The organism is Exiguobacterium sp. s95, from assembly GCF_018618655.1.
GTDB lineage: Bacteria > Bacillota > Bacilli > Exiguobacteriales > Exiguobacteriaceae > Exiguobacterium_A > Exiguobacterium_A oxidotolerans.
On record NZ_JACSMM010000002.1, the window covers coordinates 292,460 to 318,064 of the forward strand.

The 25,605-nt window shown below is 46.2% G+C and carries 23 protein-coding genes; 17 read left to right on the top strand and 6 right to left on the bottom strand.

Features of this window, described 5'->3' with window-relative positions; all coding sequences use genetic code 11:
- Positions 1 to 14: 14 nt before the first annotated feature.
- The gene (locus tag KNP99_RS06150; RefSeq protein ID WP_088838511.1) at positions 15 to 500 is read right to left on the bottom strand and encodes a GAF domain-containing protein; all 486 of its coding nucleotides are present in this window, start codon (positions 498 to 500) and stop codon (positions 15 to 17) included.
- A gap of 224 nt (positions 501 to 724) precedes the next feature.
- Between KNP99_RS06150 and ezrA the strand changes: the two genes are divergently transcribed.
- Both ezrA and KNP99_RS06160 read left to right on the top strand, forming a co-directional pair.
- On the top strand, positions 725 to 2,431 hold the full coding sequence (ezrA, locus tag KNP99_RS06155; protein WP_215193112.1) for a septation ring formation regulator EzrA: 1,707 nt from the start codon (positions 725 to 727) through the stop codon (positions 2,429 to 2,431).
- 67 nt (positions 2,432 to 2,498) lie between these two features.
- A complete protein-coding gene (locus tag KNP99_RS06160; protein ID WP_214804337.1) occupies positions 2,499 to 4,064 on the top strand; it encodes an amidohydrolase in 1,566 nt (521 codons plus the stop codon).
- A gap of 247 nt (positions 4,065 to 4,311) precedes the next feature.
- Here KNP99_RS06160 and KNP99_RS06165 read toward each other — a convergent pair whose 3' ends face one another.
- Entirely contained in the window at positions 4,312 to 5,127 is an 816-nt protein-coding gene (locus KNP99_RS06165) for an NAD kinase (RefSeq protein WP_215193113.1), read from the bottom strand.
- 167 nt (positions 5,128 to 5,294) lie between these two features.
- Between KNP99_RS06165 and tpx the strand changes: the two genes are divergently transcribed.
- The 4 genes from tpx (at position 5,295) to KNP99_RS06185 (ending at position 9,363) form a co-directional block, all read left to right on the top strand.
- On the top strand, positions 5,295 to 5,792 hold the full coding sequence (gene tpx, locus KNP99_RS06170) for a thiol peroxidase (protein ID WP_157898524.1): 498 nt from the start codon (positions 5,295 to 5,297) through the stop codon (positions 5,790 to 5,792).
- A gap of 103 nt (positions 5,793 to 5,895) precedes the next feature.
- Entirely contained in the window at positions 5,896 to 6,804 is a 909-nt protein-coding gene (locus KNP99_RS06175) for a class I SAM-dependent methyltransferase (protein ID WP_088837620.1), read from the top strand.
- A 122-nt stretch (positions 6,805 to 6,926) separates the two neighbouring features.
- The gene (locus tag KNP99_RS06180) at positions 6,927 to 8,138 is read left to right on the top strand and encodes an acetate kinase (RefSeq protein ID WP_088837619.1); all 1,212 of its coding nucleotides are present in this window, start codon (positions 6,927 to 6,929) and stop codon (positions 8,136 to 8,138) included.
- Between the two features lie 619 nt (positions 8,139 to 8,757).
- On the top strand, positions 8,758 to 9,363 hold the full coding sequence (locus KNP99_RS06185; RefSeq protein ID WP_029331158.1) for a 3D domain-containing protein: 606 nt from the start codon (positions 8,758 to 8,760) through the stop codon (positions 9,361 to 9,363).
- A 90-nt stretch (positions 9,364 to 9,453) separates the two neighbouring features.
- Here the strand turns inward: KNP99_RS06185 and KNP99_RS06190 are convergent, their stop codons facing one another.
- A complete protein-coding gene (locus tag KNP99_RS06190) occupies positions 9,454 to 9,891 on the bottom strand; it encodes a universal stress protein (RefSeq protein WP_088837618.1) in 438 nt (145 codons plus the stop codon).
- Positions 9,892 to 10,043: 152 nt separating this feature from the next.
- Between KNP99_RS06190 and KNP99_RS06195 the strand changes: the two genes are divergently transcribed.
- Entirely contained in the window at positions 10,044 to 10,769 is a 726-nt protein-coding gene (locus tag KNP99_RS06195; RefSeq protein WP_088837617.1) for an SDR family oxidoreductase, read from the top strand.
- Between the two features lie 59 nt (positions 10,770 to 10,828).
- Here the strand turns inward: KNP99_RS06195 and KNP99_RS06200 are convergent, their stop codons facing one another.
- Positions 10,829 to 11,932, bottom strand: a complete 1,104-nt coding sequence (locus KNP99_RS06200) for a M24 family metallopeptidase (protein ID WP_215193114.1) — start codon at positions 11,930 to 11,932, stop codon at positions 10,829 to 10,831.
- Positions 11,933 to 12,085: 153 nt separating this feature from the next.
- Here KNP99_RS06200 and KNP99_RS06205 point away from each other — a divergent pair, with 153 nt between their 5' ends.
- Positions 12,086 to 13,396: a DRTGG domain-containing protein gene (locus KNP99_RS06205; protein ID WP_029331154.1), complete on the top strand. Its 1,311-nt coding sequence runs from the start codon at positions 12,086 to 12,088 to the stop codon at positions 13,394 to 13,396.
- 35 nt (positions 13,397 to 13,431) lie between these two features.
- Here the strand turns inward: KNP99_RS06205 and KNP99_RS06210 are convergent, their stop codons facing one another.
- Complete coding sequence (locus tag KNP99_RS06210; protein ID WP_088837614.1) at positions 13,432 to 13,740, bottom strand: YtpI family protein; 309 nt, start codon at positions 13,738 to 13,740, stop codon at positions 13,432 to 13,434.
- A 67-nt stretch (positions 13,741 to 13,807) separates the two neighbouring features.
- Here KNP99_RS06210 and KNP99_RS06215 point away from each other — a divergent pair, with 67 nt between their 5' ends.
- Positions 13,808 to 14,746 (top strand): DHH family phosphoesterase, encoded by a 939-nt coding sequence (locus tag KNP99_RS06215; RefSeq protein WP_088837613.1) that lies wholly within the window; start codon positions 13,808 to 13,810, stop codon positions 14,744 to 14,746.
- 58 nt (positions 14,747 to 14,804) lie between these two features.
- On the opposite strand, the gene KNP99_RS06220 is transcribed toward KNP99_RS06215, so the two are convergent.
- Positions 14,805 to 14,999 carry a YtzJ family protein gene (locus KNP99_RS06220; protein WP_214766574.1) on the bottom strand — a complete coding sequence of 65 codons (195 nt, stop codon included), beginning with the start codon at positions 14,997 to 14,999 and terminating at the stop codon, positions 14,805 to 14,807.
- A 163-nt stretch (positions 15,000 to 15,162) separates the two neighbouring features.
- Between KNP99_RS06220 and dnaE the strand changes: the two genes are divergently transcribed.
- From dnaE to citZ, 8 genes are all read left to right on the top strand, one after another.
- Positions 15,163 to 18,333, top strand: a complete 3,171-nt coding sequence (gene dnaE / locus KNP99_RS06225; protein WP_214804339.1) for a DNA polymerase III subunit alpha — start codon at positions 15,163 to 15,165, stop codon at positions 18,331 to 18,333.
- 101 nt (positions 18,334 to 18,434) lie between these two features.
- Positions 18,435 to 18,953, top strand: a complete 519-nt coding sequence (locus KNP99_RS06230; RefSeq protein WP_214768727.1) for a FadR/GntR family transcriptional regulator — start codon at positions 18,435 to 18,437, stop codon at positions 18,951 to 18,953.
- Between the two features lie 21 nt (positions 18,954 to 18,974).
- Positions 18,975 to 19,835: an acetyl-CoA carboxylase, carboxyltransferase subunit beta gene (gene accD, locus KNP99_RS06235; RefSeq protein WP_215193115.1), complete on the top strand. Its 861-nt coding sequence runs from the start codon at positions 18,975 to 18,977 to the stop codon at positions 19,833 to 19,835.
- Positions 19,822 to 20,757, top strand: a complete 936-nt coding sequence (accA, locus tag KNP99_RS06240; RefSeq protein ID WP_029331147.1) for an acetyl-CoA carboxylase carboxyl transferase subunit alpha — start codon at positions 19,822 to 19,824, stop codon at positions 20,755 to 20,757. The genes accD and accA overlap by 14 nt, the downstream gene beginning before the upstream one ends.
- 147 nt (positions 20,758 to 20,904) lie before the next feature.
- Positions 20,905 to 21,873 (top strand): 6-phosphofructokinase, encoded by a 969-nt coding sequence (gene pfkA, locus KNP99_RS06245; RefSeq protein ID WP_088837608.1) that lies wholly within the window; start codon positions 20,905 to 20,907, stop codon positions 21,871 to 21,873.
- Between the two features lie 85 nt (positions 21,874 to 21,958).
- Complete coding sequence (gene pyk / locus KNP99_RS06250) at positions 21,959 to 23,707, top strand: pyruvate kinase (RefSeq protein ID WP_088837607.1); 1,749 nt, start codon at positions 21,959 to 21,961, stop codon at positions 23,705 to 23,707.
- 57 nt (positions 23,708 to 23,764) lie between these two features.
- Positions 23,765 to 24,235 (top strand): DUF441 domain-containing protein, encoded by a 471-nt coding sequence (locus KNP99_RS06255; protein WP_214766568.1) that lies wholly within the window; start codon positions 23,765 to 23,767, stop codon positions 24,233 to 24,235.
- Between the two features lie 214 nt (positions 24,236 to 24,449).
- Positions 24,450 to 25,562, top strand: a complete 1,113-nt coding sequence (citZ, locus tag KNP99_RS06260; protein WP_214768725.1) for a citrate synthase — start codon at positions 24,450 to 24,452, stop codon at positions 25,560 to 25,562.
- Positions 25,563 to 25,605 lie beyond the last annotated feature (43 nt).

Here is a 25,605-nt window from a genome sequence, read left to right on the forward strand (position 1 = left end):
ATTCCTGCTGTCAATCAAATATGACGAAGAAGAATTTCGCTAAAGGCTTCAAGGCCGGCTTGATCGGTTTCGTCAAAACGATTCAGTTCAGGACTGTCGATATCGAGGACACCAATCGTTTTTCCATCTTTAATTAATGGAATGACGATTTCTGAATTCGTTGCCGCATCACACGCGATATGGCCTGGGAAAGCATGGACATCCATGACGAGTTGTGTCGTTTGATCTTCTGCCGCTGTACCGCAGACACCACGACCGAATGGAATCCGGACACAAGCAGGTAAGCCTTGGAATGGTCCGAGAACGAGTTGATTTTGTTCTGCGTCCGTTAAATAGAAGCCGACCCAGTTCGTTCGATCGAGAAATTGACCAAGTAACGCACTCGCATTTGAAAGATTGGCAATTTGATTCGTTTCTCCGGTCAGTAAAGCATCAAGTTGCTTATTCAGCATGTCATATTGTTTTGTTCGGTCACCATCATACGTCGTTGTCTCAAACATCATTAAGATTCCTCCTGAAAAATCATATTTAATCTATCTTACCCGAGTTTTAAAGATGCTGACAAACAATTGATTTCTCGGCGAGACGCTGTAATCTGTGGAAGAAATCAGGAAAAGCCTTAGTAAATCTATGCAAATCGGTTGCGCTATACTATTATAAGGATAAGATTAAAAGCGAAATTGTTGAAAAATGGAATCGCTTGATAGGGTGGAGGTCGTGACAAATGTGGGCATGGGTGATTGGTGTCATCGTCATCGTATTACTCGTCATGTTATTTAGCATGATTAGTCGAAAAAAATATTATACAAAAATTGACGAGCTAGATATGCGCAAACAGGGGATTATTAGCGCATCAATTCCGAAGGAGCTACAAGAATTAAAGCAGCTTCCGATGGCGGGCGAGACGGAGACGAAATTCACTTCCTGGCATCAGGCTTGGGAGGAACTGTTGACAGTCCACGTCGCGCAAATCGATGAAACATTGTATCGAGCGGAAGAAGGGCTCGATAAATATCATTTCCTTGCCGTCAAGAATGATTTAGAAGTAACGGAACAATTAATCGGTGAGCTTGAAGGGTTAATCGATGAGATGCTGCGTGAGATGGAGACGTTTAAAAATAATCAATCTGCATTGACTTCATTGAAAGCGCAAGGTGAGACAGATTCAGGTCAAGTCCGTAAATCGTTGCTCCTACAAGCGACGTCGTTTGGTCCGGCATTAGCGAAACTTGAAGAACGCAGTGAAGAAATCGATCAGTTGCGTACAGAAATGTCTGCTTTTGAGGAAGCAGGTGAAGTGACGAAAGCGTATGAAACAAGCCTTCAGCTTGAAGAACGAGTCGCACAGACGCGTCAATTAGTCGAAGTGATTCCGAATCATTGGAAAGTCCTGGCACATGAGTTACGTCAACGAATCGACCAATTGAGCGCCGGATATAATGAAATGACGCTGGATGGCTATCCGCTTGAGCCGCTTGGCATGCAGTCGGATATTAAACGATTTGAGGAAACACGCCTCAACCTAGTTAAAAAACTTGAATTTCTAGAAATGGACGATTTAGAAGAACGCGTCCAGCAACTTTCGGCTGATGTCGACCAGATGTACGATACGTTCCGTCGTGAAGTCGACGCGCGTCATCATGTGAAAAAAGAAAATCAAGTCTTGAAACAAAAAGCACTGCGGATGCGTGAAAAAGTCCACCAATTGGCGCAAGAATTTAGTTCGCTCCGTGAACAGTATGAGATTTCAGCTGACTTAGGAGAGCATTACGAGTCGATTCAGCGCGATGAAGAGATGTTGTTTGGGGCAGCAAAGGATTTAGACGAATCCATCGCTAGCCGAATCATTCCGTTCAGCATGTTAGAAGATCAGATGCGTGATGCCATTCGGCTGGAAGAACAATTAACGATTCAATACGAACGGTTCAGTATCGAACTCCAAGCACTACGCAAAGAAGAGCTGGAAGTACGCGAACGCATCAATGAATGGCGTCATGCATCCTCTAGTGCCCGGTTACGATTGAAACGGCTCGGGTTACCGAAGATGCCGCAAGATGTCGAAGAAGCGCTTCAAACAGCGAGTCGTTCGTTACAGACGCTCGAGGCACGTTTTGAGGAGATTCCGTTTAATGTCGGTTACATCGTTTCGCAAAGCGAAGATGTCAAGTTGACGTTTAAACAATTGCAAGAACGGATAGATACATTAGTGTTCGAAGTCACTTATGCAGAACGACTTGTCCAGTACGCGAATCGTTTCCGTCGCAATGATAATGAGATACATATGTCGTTGACGATTGCTGAGACGAAATTCCTCGCTGGCGATTACGAACGTGCGATTTTACTAGGGGAACGTGTCCTCGAACAATTTGATCCACAATCAATTGAACGAATCAAACAAGCATGTGCCAAGCAAGAAACGATTCATATGTAATCATCACTGACAACTCAGGGTGGCCGCCGCGGTCACCCTGTTTTCGTAAAAAAAAGGAGCGATTAAGATGGGAATACTTTATGTAAACGGAATCATTCGAACGATGGCGCATGAACATGATGTTCATCCGGCGATGTTTATCGAAGCAGGTCGGATTGTAGCCATGGGGGATGAGGGGAAGTTACGGCGACGTTTCGGTAAACGCGTCGAGTCGATTGAGAATCTGAATGGCAAAGCCGTCTATCCTGCCTTTACCGATGCGCACATCCACCTCATTGGATATGGCGAAGCGATAGGTCGTGTCGATGCTTCGCGTTACATGACGCTAGAAGAACTCGGACAGGCCTTTTTAAAAGCGGAAGCGATCAATGGAATTCATGTGGCAGAAGGCTACGACGAGACCAAGCTAGATCAAGCGCCAACAAAAGCTTGGTTGAATCAACTGTTCCCGACAGAACCAGCTTTACTAAAGCGGACGGATCGGCATACGGTACTCGTCAATGACGTATTGTTTGAACAATTGGGATATAAAGCATCAACGGTCATCGAGGGTGGGAAAATCGGTTTGCTCGATTCAGGGGAAGCAGATGGTTTTCTTTATGATGCAGCAATGGAACCGCTCTATGCGTTGCAAGCAGGATCGACGGAACGAAACAAATCATCGTTGCGCGCGGCAATCAAAGACTTATATCGTCATGGGATCGTGGCGGCACATACAGAGGATTTATCTTATCACGGTGCATTAAACGAAGTCTTATCAGCTTATAAAGAAGTGACGGAAGAAACGGGTTTTCATGCCCATCTTCTCGTGCATCATCTCGTCCTTGATGAATTCATTCAAGCAAACCCTGTTCTCCCTGACACGCTCTCAATTGGAGCGATGAAATTATTTGTCGATGGTGCCCTCGGTGGAAGAACGGCATTATTGCATCGTGGCTATTCGGACGACCCGACGACGCGTGGCATTGAAGTTCACTCGCAGGACCAACTTGAACAACTCGTGAAGCGAGCACGAAGTTACGGTTTCACTGTCGCGGCGCACGTCATCGGAGATCTTGCAATCGAACGTTTCGTGGATGTGCTTGAAAAGTATCCGGCTCCGAAAGGGACGCGCGATCGTATTATTCACGCAACGGTCGTACGACCTGAATTATTGGCACGGATTCGGAAGTTGCCCGTCTTAATTGATGTGCAACCGGTCTTCTTGTTAGATGATGCTGATTTTGCTGAAGCACGTCTCGGTTTGAAGCGTCTCGACTCGGCCTATCGCTTGAAGTCGCTAGCGGGCACAGGAGCCTTAATGTGTGGAGGCTCTGACGCGCCGATTTCAAGTCCCGATGTTCGCCGAGCGCTCTATGCAGCGACCGTGGGGAAAGCAGGGCGGATTAATAAATCGAACGAAGTTCTTTCAATGTACGAAGCATTGTTATTATTCACAAAAAATCCACATGTCGCAACAGAGACACATGGACGAAAAGGAATGTTATTGCCTGGATATGATGCAGACTTCGTCATCTTCGAAGAAGATTTTTATCGTCTTGCAGATGAACAGATTCTTACGAATCGACTAGTCGAAACGGTACAACAAGGAAAAACGGTCTATCGCCAGGAAGCATCTTTGACAACGACTTAAGAGGTTGCGTTCGTTCCGTAAATCCTCAAAAGGGGATGACTCATAGTCAGATGAACACCACCCCTTGTGACGGACGCGCTTCCTTTCCCCTCGGAGTCGAGGATGAACGTTTCCGTCCTCTATCAATCAAATGACCGATGATCCGCTTTTCGCGGTTTAAAGCGATTCAAGACGTTCTTTTCTGTACGTTCCTTAGGTGATAAAAAAACTTCCTTGTCCTTGGTGGACAGGGAAGTTTTTGTTTGTTTTATAAGAATGACCGTTGGATTTTGTGCCAAAATGTATTGTTCGTTAATTTGACGGTTTTTAATTCTTTATCGGACAATTGGATGTCGACGGAGTCCGTTCGTTTTAAGCTTAACGCTTCATTGTCCATCCCGATGATCGGATAGTCGTTTCCGTCTTCGATGATGCGAAGCGATAATTTACGACCGCGGTTCAAGAGGAAAGCCGATCCGAGCGTCCGGTAGCGGTTATTGTTGACGGATGCGATTTCGCTGACTTGGAGGCAGTGAATCAATGGATCGACGATTGCACCAGACAAGGACTTGTTATAAGCGGTCGATCCGGTCGGCGTCGAAATGACCATACCATCGCCACGGAACGTTTCAAATAAGAATCCATCAATGTAGACTTCAATTGCGAGTGATTTAATGATGCTCGATTTAACGGAACATTCATTGAGGCAAAGCATACCTGGCCCGCCATTGATCGATGCTTCAAGCAATGGATAACGTCGGACTTCAATTTCGCCATTCGAGACGCGATCGCCTGTTTCTTTGAAAATGGCTTCGACGGAGGACAGGTCATTAATGTCGAAGTCACAGTAAAAGGAATTTGGACCTTCTGAGAAACCGACATAGATGGCATCGTCACGGAAGCCTGTAAAGCGAGCTGCTTGAAGAAACGCGCCGTCACCACCGATTGAAACGATGATATTTGCTTGTTTATGATCCTGGACGACATTCAATCCGTATCGCTTGCCGACTTCAACTAATTTACGTACCTGCGTCTCGTGTCTTTGTTTATTTCGGTAATACAGGTAGACATTGTTTCGAGCCATGGTCAATTCCCCCTTGAAAGCGTTTCATGTACTCTTTCATTATAACTGTTTTTTCAGAAATCGGGAACCGATAGCTAGGAAGTTCGTCAGAAAGCTTGCGTTATAAGGCGAACATTCCTATAGTAAGATTGGAAATGCATTTGAAAGACAACATGGGGAAATGGGGAATACACATGGCAACGTTTAAAGGAAATGATATTACATTACTTGGTACACAAGTTGAAGTCGGACAACAAGCACCAGACTTCGAGGTACTCGCTAACGATCTTTCGCCGGTTTCGCGCGATACATACAAAGGAATTCGTATGATTAGCGTCGTTCCATCGATCGATACGGGCGTCTGTGACGCTCAAACACGTAAGTTCAATGAAGAAGCAGCACAAATCGATGGCGTGACAGTGTTGACAATCTCAAACGACCTTCCGTTCGCACAACGTCGCTGGTGTGCCGCAAGCGGGCTTGATAATGTCGTAACATTATCGGATCACCGTGATTTATCGTTTGGGCATAGCTATGGCGTCGCGATTGAAGAACTTCGTTTGCTAGCTCGTTCGGTATTCGTTATTGATTCAGCAAATCAAGTCGTCTATGTCGAATATATGCCAGAATCGACAGACGAAGTGAATTTTGATGCGGCGATCGCCGCAGCAAAAGCTGCGAAGTAAGAATAGTTTACAAACGACGTAAAACAGATACAATGGATGTAATGAGAAGAACGGCTCCCAGGAAATATGGGGGGCCGTTTCGTTTTGAAAGGATGAACTGACGATGGAAGCATTAGAAAAATTATATAAGGAACTAACGCAACAAACGAGAAAATTAGAACGCGACCTTGATATGCCCTATTTAGAGGCGCTGACGGAGGTCATTGATCGCTTAAATGACCGCCATACTGAAAAAGTCGATCCGGAAGTCATTCGGAAAGCTGTTTCGCTTGCTGTTCTCGAAGGAATGAAACAGGCACAACCGAATCATTTGCCGACACCGGACAGCGTTGCATTGTTTGCAGGTTATTTAATCGGGAAACTAATCAAGAAGGACGACGCTCGGTTACTTGATCTTGGTAGTGGAACAGGTGGGATGCTTCATGCCGTCATGAGTCAACTTCCGACGGGGACGGCAGCAGAAGCAGTCGAAGTCGATGAAACGTTAGTCCGGTTATCGGCTTCAATCACGGAATTACTCAATTATCCCGTCACTTACACGCATCAAGATGCACTCCGTCCTCTACTGTTAGATCCGGTCGATCTCGCGATGGCAGACTTGCCGATTGGTTACTATCCGGACGAAGAAGTATCAAAAGAGTATGTGTTAAAACGAGAAGAAGGAATGAGTTACAGCCACTTTCTTTTGATTGAACAGGCGATGAATTATGTTAAACCAGGCGGATTCGGTGTCTTTGTCATCCCGAATGGATTATTTGAGCACGATACGGAAGGGAAATTGAAGCAGTATTTTGAGACGAAGGCACATGTCGTCGGCATCTTGCAACTGCCATTAACCATGTTCAAGCAAGAACAGGCAGCAAAAAGTTATTTAATCGTCCGAAATCACCTAGCGGGAATGACGATGCCAAAACAAGCATTACTTGCTGAACTCCCGTCATTCACCGATGCACGTGCATTTGGTGGAATGGTGAAACAGATTGATGAATGGATTAATACAGAATTAAAATGAAAAGTGAAAAGTAATTGAATTCTATTGTTAATTTGACTATCCTAATGTAAGACAGAAAAAATAGAACACCCACACAGATGTGAATGTCTACTGATTTTGAATGGAAAAGGGGAAAATAGATCATGGCAAAAATTATGGCGGTAAATGCTGGTAGTTCGTCGCTTAAGTTCCAACTACTTGAGATGCCGAGTGAAACGTTAGTAGCAATCGGTTTAGTAGAGCGTGTCGGGAAAGACGATGCAATTTTTACAATTAAATATGGTGAAGGGCAAAAGTATACAGACGTCCTTCCGCTTGCAACACATAAAGAAGCAGTAGAACTCTCACTTGAAAAGTTGATGGAGTTTGGCATCATTTCTTCTTACGATGAAATCAAAGGTGTTGGACACCGTGTCCTTCATGGTAAAGAAAAGTATGCGGATTCTGTCGTGATTACGGAAGATGTCATTAAAGATATCGATTCCTATACAGAGCTCGGTCCACTCCACATCCCACCAAACTTGATCGGGATTCGTGCGTTCCAAGCAATCTTGCCGGAAGTCGAGCAAGTGGCTGTCTTCGATACGGCCTTCCACCAAACGATGCCAGAAGAAAACTTCCTTTACAGCCTTCCGTACGAATACTATACGGAATACGGCATTCGGAAATATGGCTTCCACGGTACGAGCCACAAATATGTTACGGAACGTGCATCTGAGTTGCTCGGACGTCCGCTTAAAGACCTTCGTTTGATTTCTTGTCACCTCGGTAGTGGGGCATCGATTGCAGCAGTTGCTGGCGGTGAGTCACTCGATACGACGATGGGCTTCACGCCACTTGAAGGAATTACGATGGGAACACGTTCTGGTTCGCTTGACCCGGCCTTGATTCCGTTCCTGATGGAGAAAACAGGGAAGTCGGCAGAAGACGTCTTGAACGTCATGAACAAAGAATCAGGAATCTACGGATTATCTGGTCTTTCAAGTGACTTACGTGATGTTGAATCAGCAGCAACGGAAGGAAACCACCGTTCTGAAATGGCACTTCGTATTTTCGCGAACCGGATTCATGGATACATCGGACAATATGCTGCAGAGATGAACGGCGTCGATGCCATCATCTTCACGGCAGGTGTCGGTGAAAACTCTGACTCGATTCGTGAGCGTGTTCTCCGTGGACTCGAGTTCATGGGCGTCTACTGGGATCCATCGCTTAACAACGGAGCGCGTGGAGAAGAACTCTTCATCAACTACCCGCACTCACCAGTCAAAGTCATCATCATTCCGACGAATGAAGAATTGATGATCGCACGTGATACAGTTCGTGTCGGTGGATTGATTGAACAAAATGCATAAGTACTAACATGCAGAAGGCCGGACGTCATGTCCGGTCTTCTGACTGTAGACAATGTGCTATCGGGAGATCAAGCGTCTTTTTTCGTTGCTTTCCTCGGGCGAGGCGCAAGCCGTTGCTCCTTGGATCCTAGCGGACAACGAGCAGGGTTTTGCCTGCCTCTGAACGTGCGTTAAACACGCACTTTTCCGTAGGAGTCAACGAAACGTGACGCTTTTTAGGGAATACCATGATGGAAATCCAGCATGCAGACACTTTAGAGCGAAATCCGCCTCGATATCGCATGTTCACGTTTCGTAAGAGTTTATCTACACGAAGGCCGGACATCATGTCCGGTCTTTTTTTGTATTGATAAAGCTAAAACAATGATTTTTTTAACGAGAACTTTTGTTCTTGTTTTTTAGTTATGTTACAGTCTTTGTCATATAACGTTCTGAAATCTGTCTTCATTTCAAAAATAAGTCGTAAATAAGGTTTGAAAACATAAATATGAGCCTTTTGTAACATAATAGTAATAGTAACGACATTTTTTTGTGGTCTATATGTAACGGCACTGCCCCTTTTTGTCATGTATATTAATCTCAGTTAACAAATCGGGAACAATTATGGAGGAGAGATTACATGATGAAACGAATACTCGCTAGTGTTTTAGCAATGTTGTTAGCACTCAGTTCGTTTGCAGGTCTTCAAGCAGAAGCTGCTACTAAAAAGAATGTTAAATCGTCGGTCAATAGCCTAGTTGTTCGTCAAAAAGCAACCACGTCATCGAAAAAATTAGGTCTTCTTTATAAAAATCAAACTTTACCGTACAAAGCAAAAACAGGTAACTGGTACAAAGTAAGCTACAAAGGAAAAACAGCATACTTAAGCGCACGTTATTCAAAGGTCGTCAAGAGCTCGTCTTCTAAAAAACAATCGTCAAGCGGTTGGAAAACACTAACAAACGTCAGTGCGACAGCTTACACGCCGTACGATCCGGGCAGTGGCAACTTGACAGCGATTGGTTGGAACATCAAGAGTTCGAAGAAAAAAGTCGTAGCGGTCGACCCGCGTGTCATCCCGCTTCGTTCGACGGTCAAAGTGTATTATAAAGGGAAATTAAAAGGTACGTACACGGCAGCGGATACAGGTGGAGCCATCAAGGGAAAAAAACTTGATATCTTGTACTACTCGCGCTCAGAAGCATTCAGCTGGGGACGTCGTAACGTCACCGTTAAATTTAAATAAGCACATCTATCCATCGGGCATCGGCTCGATGGATTTTTTTACGAAAAAAAGCACCCTCGTGAGAAGGTGCGGAGAAAATAATGAATTCAATTAAAGACGGACGATCAAAACATCACATTTGGCGTAACGTGTGATGCTTTCAGAGACACTACCGATGAAGAAACGTTCGACGGCATTCAGGCCGGTCGCACCACAAATGATTAAATCGACATCATGATTTGGAGCGAGTTTCTTCGCAATCGTGACTTTCGGTGAACCGTACTCGATTGCGACTTCCACATCTTTGACTCCACGTTCTTGCGCCGTTTTGACATATTCGTCTAGTAATTCTTTTGCATAAGACTCGGCACGCTCTGTGATTGTGCGGTCATATGCTTCGACAGTCGCGAACGTCCGTGTATCGATGACATGGGCGATGACTAACTTGGCGTCATTTCGAAGTGAGACGTCGATTGCGGTCTCAAATGCACGTTCTGCTTCTTTTGATCCGTCAACTGCTACTAGTACGTTATGATATACGATTGCCATGATGAATCCATCCCTTCGTATTCGGCTGATACTACGTCCTTATTATACCATTCCCACAAATGGAAAGTGTTGAACATTGTTAGAGTTCTAAAAATTGTTCTTCAAACGTGAACATCGTAAGATAGAACAAGGTGAAAGGGGGCGATGCCAAGATGAGGCACGCGTTGATTACAGCAGGAACGAAAGGGCTTGGAGAAATGGTGACACGCCGTCTGTTAGACGAAGGATGGTATGTGACAGCATTGCACCGATCGAAGCCGGAGTTTGAACATGAACGTCTTTATCCAATTCAAGCAGATGTGACGAAACAAACCGAATTGCTTAAAGCAGTAGATGAAGCGATGGAAAAGCATGGGCGGATTGATGCATTGATACTTAATGCGGGACCGTATATTTTTGAACGGAAATCACTCGTCGATTATTCAGACGAAGAGTGGGACGAAGTCGTCGCAGGGAATTTGACGGCGAGCTTTTGGTTACTACGGAAAGTGATTCCAATCATGCGGGAGCAACGCTATGGACGTGTCATCACATATGGTTTTCCGGAAAGTGCGACAGCACCAGGATGGATTTATCGAGCTGCTTTCGCTGCTGCGAAGAGTGGGATGGTCAGCTTAACGAAAAGTGTTGCGTTAGAAGAGGCGGAGTACGGGATTACGGCGAATATGGTCAATCCCGGAAACATCGTCGGAGACAACAAGACGAAGTGGATTGATGAAGCAGTCGCAGACGATCAAACGCCTGTCGGCCGGACCGGTGTCGGGGGCGATATCGCCCGCGCCATTTCATTTTTACTTGCAGAAGATGCGAGTCTGATTACGGGTGCAATTCTCGATGTGACAGGTGGCGTCAACGTCGTTCATCAGTCGCGAAAATAAAAAAAGGTTAGCTCATCCGAAGAATTCAGTCGGTTGAGCTAACCTTTTTTAGTAGATGTTTAGTTGGCTTCGATTGATTGTAAGTGTTTCGGATAGCGCGTCAATGCTTCTGGACCGTCTGCTGTTAAATGAATGTCGTCTTCGATTCGAACGCCACCAACGTCAGGGACGTAGATGCCAGGCTCAAGTGTATAGACGATACCAGGCTCAGCTGTCAGAAGATTATTCGATGCAAGTGACGGGAATTCATGGACGTCGATTCCAAGACCGTGACCAACGCGGTGCGTGAAGTATTCGCCATAACCAGCCTGGTCGATGACGTTCCGTGCCGCTTCGTCGAGTGTACCGAGTGTGATGCCGACACGACTCGCATCTGTCGCTGCTTCAAGCGCGGTTAAAACAGTTTGATACATTTTTTCCTGTTCCGCACTCGGAGTTCCAAAAACGAACGTCCGTGTAATATCAGAGCAGTACCCTTTCCAAACGACACCGAGGTCGAACAAAACGAAATCGCCCTCTTTAATGACGCGGTCGCCAGGGACACCGTGCGGATCAGCGCTGTTTGCACCGAATAAGACGAGTGTATCAAAAGACATTTCGCGGACGCCTTTTTTCTTCATCTCGAATTCGATTTGTGCGATGACTTCGATTTCAGTCACGCCGGGGCGAATTGCATTTTTCCCGATTTCGATTGCTTCGTCTGCGAGTTGAGCGGCTTCGCGCAAAATCGTGATTTCTTCTGAATCTTTTTGGAGGCGCAATGCTTGGAGCTTATCTCCGATATCGAGAATTGCCGCATTTTCCAAACGAGACTCAAGCTCTTTGAAACGGCTGAACGTCATGTGTTCCCCTTCAATCCCGAGTCGGTTGTTTGAGACGGCGAACGAGCCGAGCAATTGCGCGATTTTGTCGAATGGATTTTCATGATCGGCATAAGTGACGACTTCACCATCCCATGGACTTGCTGCTACGATACTTGCTTCGAGTGCTGGGCAGAAGAGTGCTCGTTTTCCATTCGCGTCAACGATGACGGCCATGACACGCTCGTGTGGTTCAGCGTAGACACCAGAAAAATAGAATACACCGGCTTTTGAAGTAATCAAGGCGACATCGATGCCTGATTCTTTTAATACTTGGCTGATTTGATTCGTACGTTCTAACATCTTATTCCCACCTCTCTAATAGTCACTTTTCAGTATAACATCCTTGCTTTTGGAAAACATTTCTCGCAAATCGGACTAGTACACTTTTCATTCTTTCGAGTAGTACAGTATAATGACAGAAGAGTAGAATATAGGAAAAAGAAGGGATACAGCATGCCTACGAAACACGAACAGATCATCCGACACATTGAAGATCTCGATGTTGGCGCAAAAATATCCGTCCGGCAGATTGCGAAAGATTTAACGGTATCGGAAGGTACGGCATACCGTGCGATTAAAGAAGCCGAAAATCTAGGCTTTGTTTCGACGATTGAACGGGTCGGGACGATCCGCATTAAGAAAAAACAGAAAGAAAATATTGAAAAACTGACGTTTGCAGAAGTTGTCAACATCGTTGACGGACAAGTTCTCGGCGGACGGAACGGTCTACACAAGACGTTAACGAAATTCGTTATCGGTGCGATGAAGTTAGAGGCGATGATGCGATACATCGACGTCGATAGTCTCGTTATCATCGGTAACCGAGAGAAGGCGCATGAACTGGTTCTCGAGGCGGGAGCGGCAGTCTTAATCACAGGCGGTTTCGATACGACGGAAGATGCGAAGCGCTTGGCAGATGAAATGGAACTTCCTATCATTTCGACGTCGTACGATACGTTTACGGTTGCGACGATGATTAACCGGGCGATTTACGATCGCCTGATCAAAAAGGAGATTTTGCTCGTTTCCGATATTTTGATTCCGTTGCATGATACCTTCTATTTACAGACGAACGACCCGATTTCAAGATGGCATGAATTGAACGAACAGACGAAACACAATCGGTATCCTGTCATCGATGAACAGATGAAGGTCGTCGGCGTTGTCACGGCGAAAGACATCATTGACCGACCGCATGATTGGCCGGTTGAAAAAGTCATGACCCGCCATCCGATCACGGTCGGTATTCGGACGAGCGTAACGAACTCGGCGCACCAGATGGTTTGGGAAGGGATCGAAATGTTGCCGGTCATCGACCAGTACGGCAGGTTGCTAGGCATCATCAGTCGGCAAGATGTCTTGAAGGCACTCCAACTCGCAAATCGTCAGCCGCAAGTCGGCGAAACGTTTGATGATTTGATTACAGGGCAAATTAAGACGGCGGAAGATGATCGTGGGCAGTACCTGTCGCTTGAAGTCTCACCGCAGATGACGAATTTCATGGGGACGGCGTCGAGTGGCGTCCTGACGACGCTGCTTGTCGAGGGTGCGACACGGATGTTACGGCATATGAAGAAGGGTGACCTCGTCATCGAAAATGTCAGCATCTACTTCATCAAGCCGGTCCAGATTGAAAGTACGATTACGATTCGGGCAAATGTATTTGATGTTGGCCGGAAGTTCGGTAAAGTCGACGTCGAGATGTACCAAGGAACCCAAATTGTTGCGAAGGCACTTGTGACCTCACAATTGATCGACCGATAAATGACCAAATAAAAAAGACGGAGAATCCGTCTTTTTTACGATTGTTCCATTTCGCGAACAACATAAGGGTAAATTTTTCGATAACGAATGAAACCAGCGATGAATGAGGCGAGACCAACTGCGATTAAAATCGAGCAGACGATTTTACCCGTCAACGTCGTCAATCCGTCGCCAGACAGAAATTGATTGGCTGCGAACAAGATGACGAATAGGCTGAGCCAAATGCTTGCTTGGGTGTTAAATAAAAATTTCCGATTCGTACTCTTCGTATGGAATGCACGACGCTTAGCGAGTAAATAGCCTCCTAGCGACAAGACGATTAACAAGATTAGAACGAATTGCATGGGGATGACCTTCCTTTCTTTTTCGTATCTGTTTGTATCATATCAATATTTAGAGGAGCTGTGCACTGTGAAAGAACAAATCAGACAATTGATTGAAGACGCATCGACGATTATTATTCATCGGCATGAACGACCGGATCCGGATGCGCTTGGAAGCCAGTTCGGGTTACGTGAAGTTTTGCAGCAACAATTTCCGGAGAAAAAAATCTACGCCGTCGGTGAGATGGCAGACTCCCTATCGTTCATGGGGAAGCTCGACGCAGTGGAACCGAAAATGTATGAAGAAGCACTCGTCGTCATTTTAGATACGGCGAATGAAGCACGAATCGACGGTCATGTTGCGATGACAGGGCGTCACGTCATTAAGATTGATCATCACCCGGACGAAGATGCTTATGCAAAAGTCCAACTCGTCGATCCGACCGTCAGTTCGACATCGGAATTACTTGTCCATCTGTTAAATGACTGGGGATATCCTATCCCAGCGGCAGCGGCGATTCAATTTTATGCAGGAATCGTCGGGGATACAGGACGCTTCCAATTTAGAGGGACGACGAGCAAAACGTTTGCCGTCGCAGCACAACTGCTTGATCTCGAAATCGATACAGACTGGCTCTATCGAAACATGTATCAAACGGAACTCGTTGCACTTCATTTGCAAGGATATGTCTTGCAACATATCCAGTTGACGGATGCAGGCGTCGGTTATGTCGTCTTGACGCAAGAGACGTTAAAACGTTTCGATGCGACGGTCGAACAAGCTTCGTTGCTCGTCAATAGTTTTGCCGGCCTTAAAGGAATGAAGAGTTGGGCGTTATTCCTCGAGACGGAAAAAGAGGTCCGCGTGCGCATTCGTTCAAAAGGACCCGTCATCAACGAAGTAGCGAAGGAGTTCCGGGGCGGTGGACATCCGATGGCGTCCGGTGCGACAATCGATCACTTGTCAGAAGTGGATCAAGTCGTCGCCCGTCTCGACGCAGTCGCACGAGACTTCCGCTTCGAATGAAAAGAGGCTGCTCGCTATCATCCAAATTCGGATACATAGCGGACAGCCTTTTGTGGTCTCAGTGCGTTGTTGTCTCTTCTTGCGGAATAAACCAAGTTCCGCGTTCTGTATGGTCTTCGATGACATTGAGTTCTAACTCTTTAACAGACTTCCGAATGCGTTCGGCGATTTCTTCTGTTTCAGTAAAGGCAGTGACACCGAGTTTGAGTTGCTCGACTTTTTCACGGGCAATCTGGCTACGATTTAAAATCATCAGAAACACTCCTTCCTTCCGCGTCATGATATTTCTATACTTATTGTATCGAATATTGAGTAAGAAGGCGATAGTCAGGAGTCGCTAGATATGAATGTTCTGAAAACTTTTACCATGCAAAAACTTATAATGGATGAAAGAAGTAGAAAAGGAGGGAGGAAATATGATGCAATTGAACGTACGAACGGCCTACAGCCCATTGCAGAGTATGATTCGTCTATCACCGTATCTCGACGAGTTGAAGCGAAGGGGAGCCTCAACTGCGGCGATTTGCGAGACGACGTTAACGGGGGTTCCGGCGTTCGTTTCTGAATGTCAAAAACGGGATTTGCTTCCGGTCGTCGGTTATGAACAAGACATGAAGGAAATCGATGAATTCAATATTTTATGGTATGCCAAAACAGGTCGGGGATTACAGATATTATACCGATTAGCCAGTGGACAGGAAACAGAGGAATGCAGCGAATTAATCGCAATCCTTGAGCCGAAACGTCAAGCGACAGAAGATGAAACGCGACTTCGGCGTCAAGTCGTGAATTGGATGGGGTATGCCAAAAATGCGACGGTCTATTTAGGTGTGAAAATGGCGCGCTCGACTGTCGAACGGGACAGCAGGGAGCGTTACCGGGTAGTTGCCCAAGAGTTAGGACTGGAAACCATCCCGATCGATCCCGTCCGCTACTTGCGTCGTGACGACGCAGATGCCTACCAAGCACTCCGAGCGATTGACGAAGGGACACCGTTTCAAGAACAAAAAGTGAATCGACAAGCACATCTCAAGTCGGATGAAGAATTACGCGAACATTTTACCGAGCACGAACAACGTCTCTTGAAACAGTGGGCGCAGACGCAAGAAACACTTACATTACCGAAACAGTCGAGACCGTTGCCACGTGTCGCGGATGACTCAATGGGGAAACTACGTCAGCTTGCACGCGACGGATTACTGGCACACGGTCTAGTTGATGAGACTGCGGAGGCGAGACTCCGTTACGAGCTCGACGTCATCGAAACAACTGGATTTGCTGACTACTTTTTAATCGTCGAGGATTTAGTACGGCATGCGAAAGCGGTCGGCATTCGTGTCGGTCCCGGGCGTGGGTCGGCTGCCGGGTCGCTCGTCAGTTATACATTAGGCATTACGACGGTTGATCCGTTGAAATATGGGTTGCTGTTCGAACGTTTCTTAAATCCGGAACGCATCACGATGCCGGATATCGATATCGATATTGAGGACGAACGCCGCGAGGAGCTACTGGATTATCTCGTTGACCGATATGGTCGAAGTCACGTCGGTCAAATCGGGACGTTGTCGACCCTTGGTGCAAAAGCATCACTTCGAGATGTCGCCCGTGTCCTCGAGTTTTCAAAAGATGAGACGGATGCTGCGGCGAAGCAAATCGCTAAAGAAACGACCTTACAAGGAATCGAACAAAAGCAAACCATCTACCGCTGGTTCTCCGGAAGTGAGAAGCGGCGCCAATTGTTACACCTCGCCCAAGAAATCGAAGGATTGCCAAGACAGCGGTCGATTCATGCAGCCGGTGTCGTCATCGGCTCGGAAGACTTGATTGAGACGACGCCGCTCGATACAGGATCGAGCGACCGGTTCGTCACCCAATATTTGATGAAAGCACTCGAACAACAAGGTCTCTTGAAAATCGATTTACTAGGACTCAGGAATTTGACGCGTCTTCGACAAATGGAACAGCTGATTCGGCGGGAACGTCCCGATTTTTCGATGGAAGAGCTTCCGGAAGAAGATTCGGCAACCCTGCGTTTATTTGCACGAGGGGATACGGATTATATCTTCCAGTTTGAATCGAACGGGATGAAGCAGACGTTACGTGAAGTCAAACCGACCCGTTTTGAAGATTTAGTCGCGACGATGTCACTCTTTCGGCCGGGGCCGATGAAATTCATCGATCTATATGCGAAACGAAAGGCGGGACAACCTTATCAAACGGTTCATCCGATTTTAGCGGAAGTACTAGAGACGACATACGGTGTCATCGTCTATCAAGAGCAAATCATGGAAATCACGCGTCGGGTCGCCGGATTTACACTGGCGCAAGCAGATTTATTACGTCGGGCGATATCGAAAAAAAATAGTGCGTCGGTCGAATCAGAGAAAGTGCGTTTTTTAGAAGGTGCCGTTCAGAATGGTCTTGCGCAAACGACTGCTGAGACACTGTATGATCAAATCGAACGTTTCGCGGGCTATGGCTTTAACCGGAGTCACGCAGTCGCCTATACGAAGATTAGTTATGCGTTAGGTTATATGAAAGCTCACTATCCACAAGTTTTTTCCCTTGTGTCGATCGATCAACCGGAACGACTTGTCCGGGCGATGCGGGACAAGCGTTTGCCAGCTTTACCACCTGATATTTGGATTTCAGACTATCGTTCGACTCTGGAAGGAAAAGGCATCCGACTCGGGATTCAAGTGTTACGTGGAATATCGGAACGCGATTTCAAAGCTTTGAAAGAAGCAGCGAAATCATCGCAGACAATCACGACGTTACTGACGACCGTCGGCTGGGGAAAAAAAGAACGCGCTAAAATCGAATTGTTACTCTATGGTGGAGCATTCGACCGTGCGACACATGGCGACCGGGGATTAGCGGAACAAGAAGTCCTTGATTACTTTACGATGGCTTCGAATACGTTGTTACCGGACGAATTAGCAAGCCTCGGTAAGCGGGCAACGACAAAAGCCGTCACACGTACTGCGACGGACTGGGCGCGGCTCGAACGTGAAGCACTTGGATTCTGGTTAACCTACTCACCTTTGATGACAGCGATGACACCCCAAGTCGAGACGACGCACTTTCATGATGTTTCAAGCGAGATGGAAGAATCCGTCTATCTTGTGTGTTATATCGAGCAGCTGCGGGAATTTAAGACGAAGCGTGCACAATCAATGGGCGTCATGCAAGCCGTTGATGGGTATTCGAACGAAGAGGTCGTCATTTTCCCGAAACAGTACGACATGTATAAACGATCGTTGTATGTCGGAAACGTGTTGTTGATCGAAGTGAAGGTGCAAGACCGGGCAGGTGAACGGCAGTTCGTGTTAGAGCGGTTACGTCCGCTTGGTCAAGATGTCTTGTTCATCAAGTTACCTTCTAAAAATGAGCTGGCTCCTCTTGAACGTGTACTTGAAATCGCACCGGGTGACATTCCGGTCGTCGTCCGCTATGCTGACACGAACGAAACAAAGACGTTGCCGGGTTTATATGCGATTCGTCATGAAGAAGAGCTGTTCGCGCAATTACGGATTCAATTTGGTGAAGCGAACATCATCTTAAAAAATGTCCCCCGATCAAACTAGTAGTAGGTAATAAGATTTGTTATAATAAGGGGTAATTGGTCTGACCAATGCCACCTAATTTTATGTAATGACGGGTACGTCAGAAAGGTGGTGCCGTAAAAATGGAGAAAAAGCGAAACGCTTTTGAAATGAACATCGCGGCAATTAAATTGATGATTGAGCAGGATGGATTAGTTCCGGGAGATCGGATCCCATCTGAACGTGAGTTGGCTGATCGACTAGCAATCAGCCGACCGTCCGTCAGGGAAGCATTGCGAACGCTTGCTTATCTCGGAATCATCGAGACGAGACATGGTGGAGGAAGCTTTCTTTTAAATCGTGACGACCATACCTATATTCAAATCATTGCCCAATTTTTAGTGACCGGCGACTCGAAATTTGAAGATTTAGCAGGAACACTTCGCTTACTTGAACAATCTGCTATTGCCCAGTTGGACGATCATACGTTTCTGGAAGAACATCTCGATTCAGATACTGCGTTTCGAGAAACGTTGATCAATACGGTGAAAAATGATTTGTTCGAGCGGATTTGGAGACAAGTGAATGCATTTTATCAAAGTTTTGGTCAAGGGGAACTCTATACGCGAGCGGAACGGGAAGCACTCCTGAAACGCTCTTAGGAACTACAAGGGGGAACTAACGTGCAAGCATTTTTTCGAAAACCTAAAAAGTTCGTGACGTTGACGACGAAAGAGCAACGGGTCGACGTCCCAGTCGGACTGATGACGAAATGTCCAAAATGTAAATTAATCCAATATACGAAACAACTTGAAGCCAACTTGCGTGTCTGTACATGTGGATATCACCATCCTTTGACGGCGCAGGAACGGTTTTCGCAACTATTTGATGACGGTAGCATCACATATTTTGATCTTCCGATCGTAAAAGCAGACCCGCTTCAATTTCAAGATTATCCAGAAAAATTGAAGGGGGATCAAGTGCGGACAGGTCTTGAAGAAGCCATCGTCTGTGGTGTCGGGACGGTGGATGGTTATCCACTCGTTGCGTGTGTGATGGATGCACGCTTTCGGATGGGTTCGATGGGGGCGGCAGTTGGAGCAGCGATTGCAGAAGCAGTCCGGTATGCAACGAAACACCGATTGCCTGTAACGATTTTCTCTGCTTCAGGTGGGGCACGGATGCAAGAAGGCATGGTCAGTTTAATGCAGATGGCGAAGTCGAGTTTATTCCTGAAGCAACATTCGGATGCCGGACTCCTCTACATCTCATGCATGACTCATCCGACGACAGGTGGTGTCTCAGCTAGTTTTGCGATGCTTGGAGACTACAACATTGCAGAGCCGGGTGCGTTGATTGGATTTGCAGGACGACGGATCATCGAACAAACGATTCGAGAAAAATTGCCGGAAGATTTTCAGACGTCGGAATTTCTACTACAAGCGGGTCAACTCGATGATGTCGTATCACGACACGATTTGAAGACCTACTATAAACGAATTCTGATGATGCACGCGGAGGGAACAAATCATGCAACCATTTGATCAACCAGTCATCGCGTTACGCGAGAAAATATTAGAACTTCACGACATGGCGGAAACGCAAGGTCTCGATTTTAAAGAAGAGCTGAATTTGCTCGAAGAACGATTACGTCGATTAGAACTCGATATTTATGGGAATATGAAAGCGTGGAACCGTGTGCAGTTGGCACGTCATCCTGAACGACCGACGACGCTTGATTATGTCGAGCGGATTTGTGACGACTTCATCGAACTTCATGGCGACCGGCATGGATATGATGATGCTGCAATCGTTGGTGGAATCGCGATGCTGAACGGTCGACCTGTAACAATCATCGGCCATCAGCGTGGTAAGGATACGAAGGAAAACATCCGCCGAAACTTTGGAATGCCTCATCCGGAAGGATATCGAAAAGCACTACGACTCATGCAACAAGCCGTGAAGTTCAACCGTCCAATCATTACGTTCATCGATACGAAAGGGGCTTACCCGGGTCGTGCAGCGGAAGAGCGCGGCCAAAGCGAGGCGATCGCGAAAAATCTCTTTGAAATGGCTGGCATGGAAGTGCCGATCATCTCGATCGTCATTGGCGAAGGCGGTTCTGGTGGAGCGCTTGGTATCGGTGTATGTGATGAACTGTTGATGCTCGAAAACTCAACGTACTCTGTCATATCACCTGAAGGTGCAGCTGCTTTGCTTTGGAAAGATGCAAGTCTTGCAGAACAAGCGGCGGAATCAATGCGAATTACTGCACCCGATTTATTGCGTCTAGGGATTGCGGATGCAATCATTCCTGAAGTCATTGGTGGAGCACACTTAGATGTTTCATTACAGGCGGACAAATTAAAAGTTGTACTAGAACAGAAGCTTGCGTATCTTACACAGTTAACATCAGAACAGCTGATTGAGAAGCGCACAGAAAAATATCACCGGATTGGCACATAAGGGGCATGTAATCGCTATCATGGTTGGGATTCCTTATTTCGTGATAGGCTGAACAAACTGTCTGTTCAAGTTTATGCAATCTGCCCTGTTGTAAAACAAGAAAACAACGTGCTATTTTAGATTCAGATTAATAGAGAGGTGATTAACGTGAGTTTAAAACGGATTGCTGTCTTAACAAGTGGTGGAGATGCACCCGGGATGAATGCTGCGGTGCGTGCTGTTACACGTAAAGCAATTTTTCATGGCCTAGAAGTATTTGGTGTCTACAATGGATATCAAGGTTTAATCAATGGAGATCTCGTCCAATTGAACCTTGGGTCAGTTGGGGACATTATTCAGCGTGGAGGAACATTCCTTCGTTCAGCTCGCTGTCCTGAGTTCCGCACAGAAGAAGGACGTGCGAAAGCAGTCGTCAACTTGAAGAAGTTCGAAATTGACGCACTTGTCGTCGTAGGTGGCGACGGGTCGTACCGTGGTGCTCAAAAACTGACGGGACTTGGTTTCCCGACAATCGGTCTTCCGGGAACGATTGATAATGATATTCCAGGAACGGATTATACGATTGGATTTGATACAGCGCTCAATACAGCGCTCGAAGCAATCGATAAAATCCGGGATACGGCATCTTCGCATGAACGGACATATGTCATCGAAGTCATGGGTCGTGATGCTGGAGATATCGCACTCTATGCTGGATTAGCAGGTGGGGCGGAGTCGATTCTTGTTCCAGAGCGTCCAGAAGATTTAAAAGAAGTCCTCGATCGTATTCAAAGTGGTGTCAATCGTGGTAAAAAACACTCAATCGTCATCGTCGCTGAAGGTGCAGGTCGGGCGCAAGATGTTGGGGATCAAATCGCGAAAGAAACGGGGCTTGATACACGCGTTACCGTGTTAGGTCATGTTCAACGTGGAGGAGCGCCAACAGCTGCTGACCGCGTACTTGCGAGCCGGATGGGCGCTTACGCAATCGACATTTTACTTGAAGGTAAACAGGGACGTGTTGTTGGCGTTCGGGGTGGTAAAATGATGGATCTTGATATTGACGAAGCATTAGATGAAAACAAACATGTACTCGATCTTGATATCTTAGAATTGTCGAAACAACTTTCAATCTAATATATCTTTAATACTCGAGGTCATTTTGGTTAGGTTTATTGGCACTGTTGACAAACGGCCAAACATTGTAGGAGGTTTATGGAATATGCGCAGAACTAAAATTGTATGTACGATTGGACCGGCGTCAGAAAAACGTCTTCCAGAAATGATTGAAGCAGGAATGAACGTCGCTCGTTTGAACTTCTCACACGGTGACTATGAAGAACACGGCGCACGAATCACGGATATCCGTCGCGCAGCTGAAGAAGCAAACAAATTAGTAACAATCCTTTTAGATACAAAAGGTCCTGAAATCCGGACGCATACGTTTGAAGAAGGAAAAGCGCTTCTCGTCCGTGGCAAACAAGTCATCGTCGTCAGCGGTGATGCAAATGAAATCGTCGGTACAGCAGATAAATTCTCTGTGACATATGACGGTTTGTATGATGATGTCGAAGTCGGTTCGATGATCATGTTAGACGATGGATTAATCGGACTTCGTGTTGCGGAGAAACTTGCGAACCGTGAACTTCTTTGTGACATCGAAAACGAAGGTATCATCAAAACGAAAAAAGGTGTTAACTTACCGAACGTAAAAGTTAACCTACCTGCTTTGACAGATAAAGATATCGCAGACATCGAGTTCGGAATCAAGAGTGACATCGATTTAATCGCTGCTTCATTCGTCCGTCGTGCGTCTGACGTTGTGGCGATTCGTCAATTACTTGAAAAACACAACGCGAGCCACATCAAAATCTTCCCGAAAATCGAAAATCAAGAAGGTTTCGACAACATCGAAGAAATCATCGCGATTTCAGACGGTTTGATGGTTGCACGTGGTGATCTTGGAATCGAGATTCCGACTGAAGAAGTAACACCAGCTCAAAAAGACCTCATCAAAATTTGTAATCACTATGGTAAACCAGTCATCACAGCAACACAGATGCTTGATTCGATGCAACGTTTCCCACGTCCGACACGTGCCGAAGCATCAGACGTCGCGAATGCGATTCTTGATGGAACGGATGCAATCATGCTTTCAGGCGAAACAGCAGCAGGGGATTACCCGATCGAGTCTGTTCAAATGATGCATACGATTGCGAAGCGGACAGAAAAAATGCTTGACTACAAAAAATTATTGAAAGATCGTCAAACGCGTAGTGAGCACACGGTGACGGATGCAATCGCTCAAGCGGTTACGCATACATCAATCAACTTGGACGCAAAAGCAATCTTGACGCCGACACAATCAGGCTACACGGCATCACGGATTTCAAAATACCGTCCAGAGGCGAACATCGTTGCGGTCACACCAAGCGCGCGTGTTGCGCGTCAGTTGAATATCGTCTGGGGTGTGTACCCAATCGTCGTTGATCATCTCTCGGACAACACGGATGATATGTTGACACTTGCTGCCGATACAGCAAAAGATGCTGGATTCGTCACAGACGGTGACCTCGTCGTCATCTCTGCTGGGATCCCTGCTCTGACTGCCGGTACAACGAACATGTTGAAAATTCATATCGTTGGTAAAGAAATCGCGAACGGTCGCGGAATCGGCGAACGTGGTGTCGTTGGCGAAGTCGTCATCGCGCACACAGCTGAAGAAGCAAACGCGAAAGCAAAAAAAGGTATGATTCTTGTTACGAACTCAACCGATCGTGACATGATGCCTGCAATCGAGTTAGCAGCTGCAATGATCACAGTAGATGGCGGATTGACAAGCCATGCTGGGATCGTAGGTCCTTCACTCGGCAAACCAGTCATCGTCGGTGTTGAAAATGCTTTGACAATCTTTACAGATGGTCAAATGATTTCAATCGATCCATTGACAGGGAAATTGTACAACGCATAATCAATGAAACGGATATGGCGAAAGCCATGTCCGTTTTTTCGAAACATGGGGGTCGTCATGGAAGCCTATCTCTTTTTAATTGGTCTCGTTTTAATCGGAGTCATTGCGCAAAATAAGTCACTCATCATCGCAGCTGCCTTCTTGTTAATCGTCAAAGCGATTGGATTAGATAGTCGCCTCTTCCCATCGTTGCAGGCGAAGGGAATCACCTGGGGCGTGACATTGATCACGGCTGCTATTCTCGTGCCGATTGCGGCAGGGGACATCGGGTTTAAGGAATTGTTAAACAGCATCCGGGGTCATATCGGAATCATTTCATTTTTAGCGGGAATATTCGTCGCAATCGTTGCTGCCCACGGGGTCGGTTTGATGAAGGAAGATCCACTCGTCACAACGGCACTGCTTGCCGGAACAATTCTTGCGGTCGGTTTATTCAGAGGTATTCCCGTAGGTCCATTGATAGGAGCAGGAATCGCTGCACTCGTCATTGGAATGTGGGATGTTATATCAAAAGCATTTAGTGGCTAAGTGACTTAAATGAACGCAAACGAATTAATTTTTTGATAATAGTATGCAAGTTCGTTCACTTTTTGGTTAATTTTGTTTATACTAAGGACAGAAACAAGATGGTCTATTCAAGAACAAGCGATTCAGCAAGGGGATTTCTTGAGTAGACGTCTTTTTTTCAATACGGAAATGAAAGCGTTTTAAATTTCTGGGGGAAAAAAAGGGGGATTTTTACATGACTCAAACAAAAGGGTTAGAAGGAATCGTCGCGACAGCATCGAAGATTAGTTCGATTATCGATGGTCAGTTGACGTATGGTGGTTATACAATTGATGATTTGGCGGAGCACGCCTCATTTGAAGAAGTCGTCTTCTTACTTTGGAACGATCGTTTGCCAAAAGAAGATGAGTTAAAGCAACTTTCAGAAGCTTTAATTACTGAAGCAGAAGTTGCACCGGCTGTACTTGAGACGTTAAAAGTAGCTCCGAAAACAGCGAATGCGATGGCAGCCATCCGAACTGCTTTATCACAGCTTGCATTGTATGATGAGTCTGCTGAAGATATGTCGACAGAGGCGAACTACGCTAAAGCCATCAAACTCCAAGCACAAATCGCGACGCTCGTAACGGCGTACGCGCGTATCAAGAAGGGGTACGATCCGATTGCACCAAAATCCGGTCTTTCGTACGCTGCGAACTTCCTGTATATGTTGACAGGTGAAGAGCCGACGGAAGTTGCTGAAAAAGCATTCAACCAAGCGCTTGTGCTTCACGCCGATCATGAGTTGAACGCCTCGACGTTCACAGCACGTGTTTGTGTCGCGACACTTTCTGATGTCTATTCAGGTGTGACGGCAGCAATGGGTGCACTCAAAGGTCCACTTCATGGTGGAGCGAACGAAGCGGTCATGAAAATGTTGACTGAAATTGATTCGGTTGAAAAGGTTGACGAGTATGTTCATAATAAACTTAAGAACAAGGAAAAAATCATGGGCTTCGGTCACCGTGTTTATAAAGATGGTGATCCACGCGCGAAGCACCTTCAAGAGATGAGCCGTCAATTGACTGCTCAAATCGGGGAGCCGAAATGGTATGAGATGTCAGTTAAGGTTGACGAAATCGTCCAGTCGGAAAAAGGATTGAAACCAAATGTTGATTTCTATTCTGCTTCTACGTACCATGCACTTGGTCTTGAAACAGAATTGTTTACACCAATCTTTGCTGTTAGTCGGATGTCAGGTTGGTTAGCGCACATTTTAGAGCAATATAGTGACAATCGCCTCATTCGCCCACGCGCAGATTATATTGGTGAAACGCACCGGACATACGTGTCTATGAACGAACGTTAAGCGACGGAGAGGAGCAATCCTCTCCTGCTTTTTGACGTTAACT

Bases quoted from the DNA above. Each gene is read 5' to 3' on its own strand.
- KNP99_RS06150 (WP_088838511.1), bottom strand. From the start codon at position 500: ATGTTTGAGACAACGACGTATGATGGTGACCGAACAAAACAATATGAC.
- ezrA (WP_215193112.1), top strand. From the start codon at position 725: ATGTGGGCATGGGTGATTGGTGTCATCGTCATCGTATTACTCGTCATG.
- KNP99_RS06160 (WP_214804337.1), top strand. From the start codon at position 2,499: ATGGGAATACTTTATGTAAACGGAATCATTCGAACGATGGCGCATGAA.
- KNP99_RS06165 (WP_215193113.1), bottom strand. From the start codon at position 5,127: ATGGCTCGAAACAATGTCTACCTGTATTACCGAAATAAACAAAGACAC.
- KNP99_RS06175 (WP_088837620.1), top strand. From the start codon at position 5,896: ATGGAAGCATTAGAAAAATTATATAAGGAACTAACGCAACAAACGAGA.
- KNP99_RS06180 (WP_088837619.1), top strand. From the start codon at position 6,927: ATGGCAAAAATTATGGCGGTAAATGCTGGTAGTTCGTCGCTTAAGTTC.
- KNP99_RS06185 (WP_029331158.1), top strand. From the start codon at position 8,758: ATGATGAAACGAATACTCGCTAGTGTTTTAGCAATGTTGTTAGCACTC.
- KNP99_RS06190 (WP_088837618.1), bottom strand. From the start codon at position 9,891: ATGGCAATCGTATATCATAACGTACTAGTAGCAGTTGACGGATCAAAA.
- KNP99_RS06195 (WP_088837617.1), top strand. From the start codon at position 10,044: ATGAGGCACGCGTTGATTACAGCAGGAACGAAAGGGCTTGGAGAAATG.
- KNP99_RS06200 (WP_215193114.1), bottom strand. From the start codon at position 11,932: ATGTTAGAACGTACGAATCAAATCAGCCAAGTATTAAAAGAATCAGGC.
- KNP99_RS06205 (WP_029331154.1), top strand. From the start codon at position 12,086: ATGCCTACGAAACACGAACAGATCATCCGACACATTGAAGATCTCGAT.
- KNP99_RS06210 (WP_088837614.1), bottom strand. From the start codon at position 13,740: ATGCAATTCGTTCTAATCTTGTTAATCGTCTTGTCGCTAGGAGGCTAT.
- KNP99_RS06220 (WP_214766574.1), bottom strand. From the start codon at position 14,999: ATGATTTTAAATCGTAGCCAGATTGCCCGTGAAAAAGTCGAGCAACTC.
- dnaE (WP_214804339.1), top strand. From the start codon at position 15,163: ATGATGCAATTGAACGTACGAACGGCCTACAGCCCATTGCAGAGTATG.
- KNP99_RS06230 (WP_214768727.1), top strand. From the start codon at position 18,435: ATGGAGAAAAAGCGAAACGCTTTTGAAATGAACATCGCGGCAATTAAA.
- accA (WP_029331147.1), top strand. From the start codon at position 19,822: ATGCAACCATTTGATCAACCAGTCATCGCGTTACGCGAGAAAATATTA.
- pyk (WP_088837607.1), top strand. From the start codon at position 21,959: ATGCGCAGAACTAAAATTGTATGTACGATTGGACCGGCGTCAGAAAAA.
- KNP99_RS06255 (WP_214766568.1), top strand. From the start codon at position 23,765: ATGGAAGCCTATCTCTTTTTAATTGGTCTCGTTTTAATCGGAGTCATT.
- citZ (WP_214768725.1), top strand. From the start codon at position 24,450: ATGACTCAAACAAAAGGGTTAGAAGGAATCGTCGCGACAGCATCGAAG.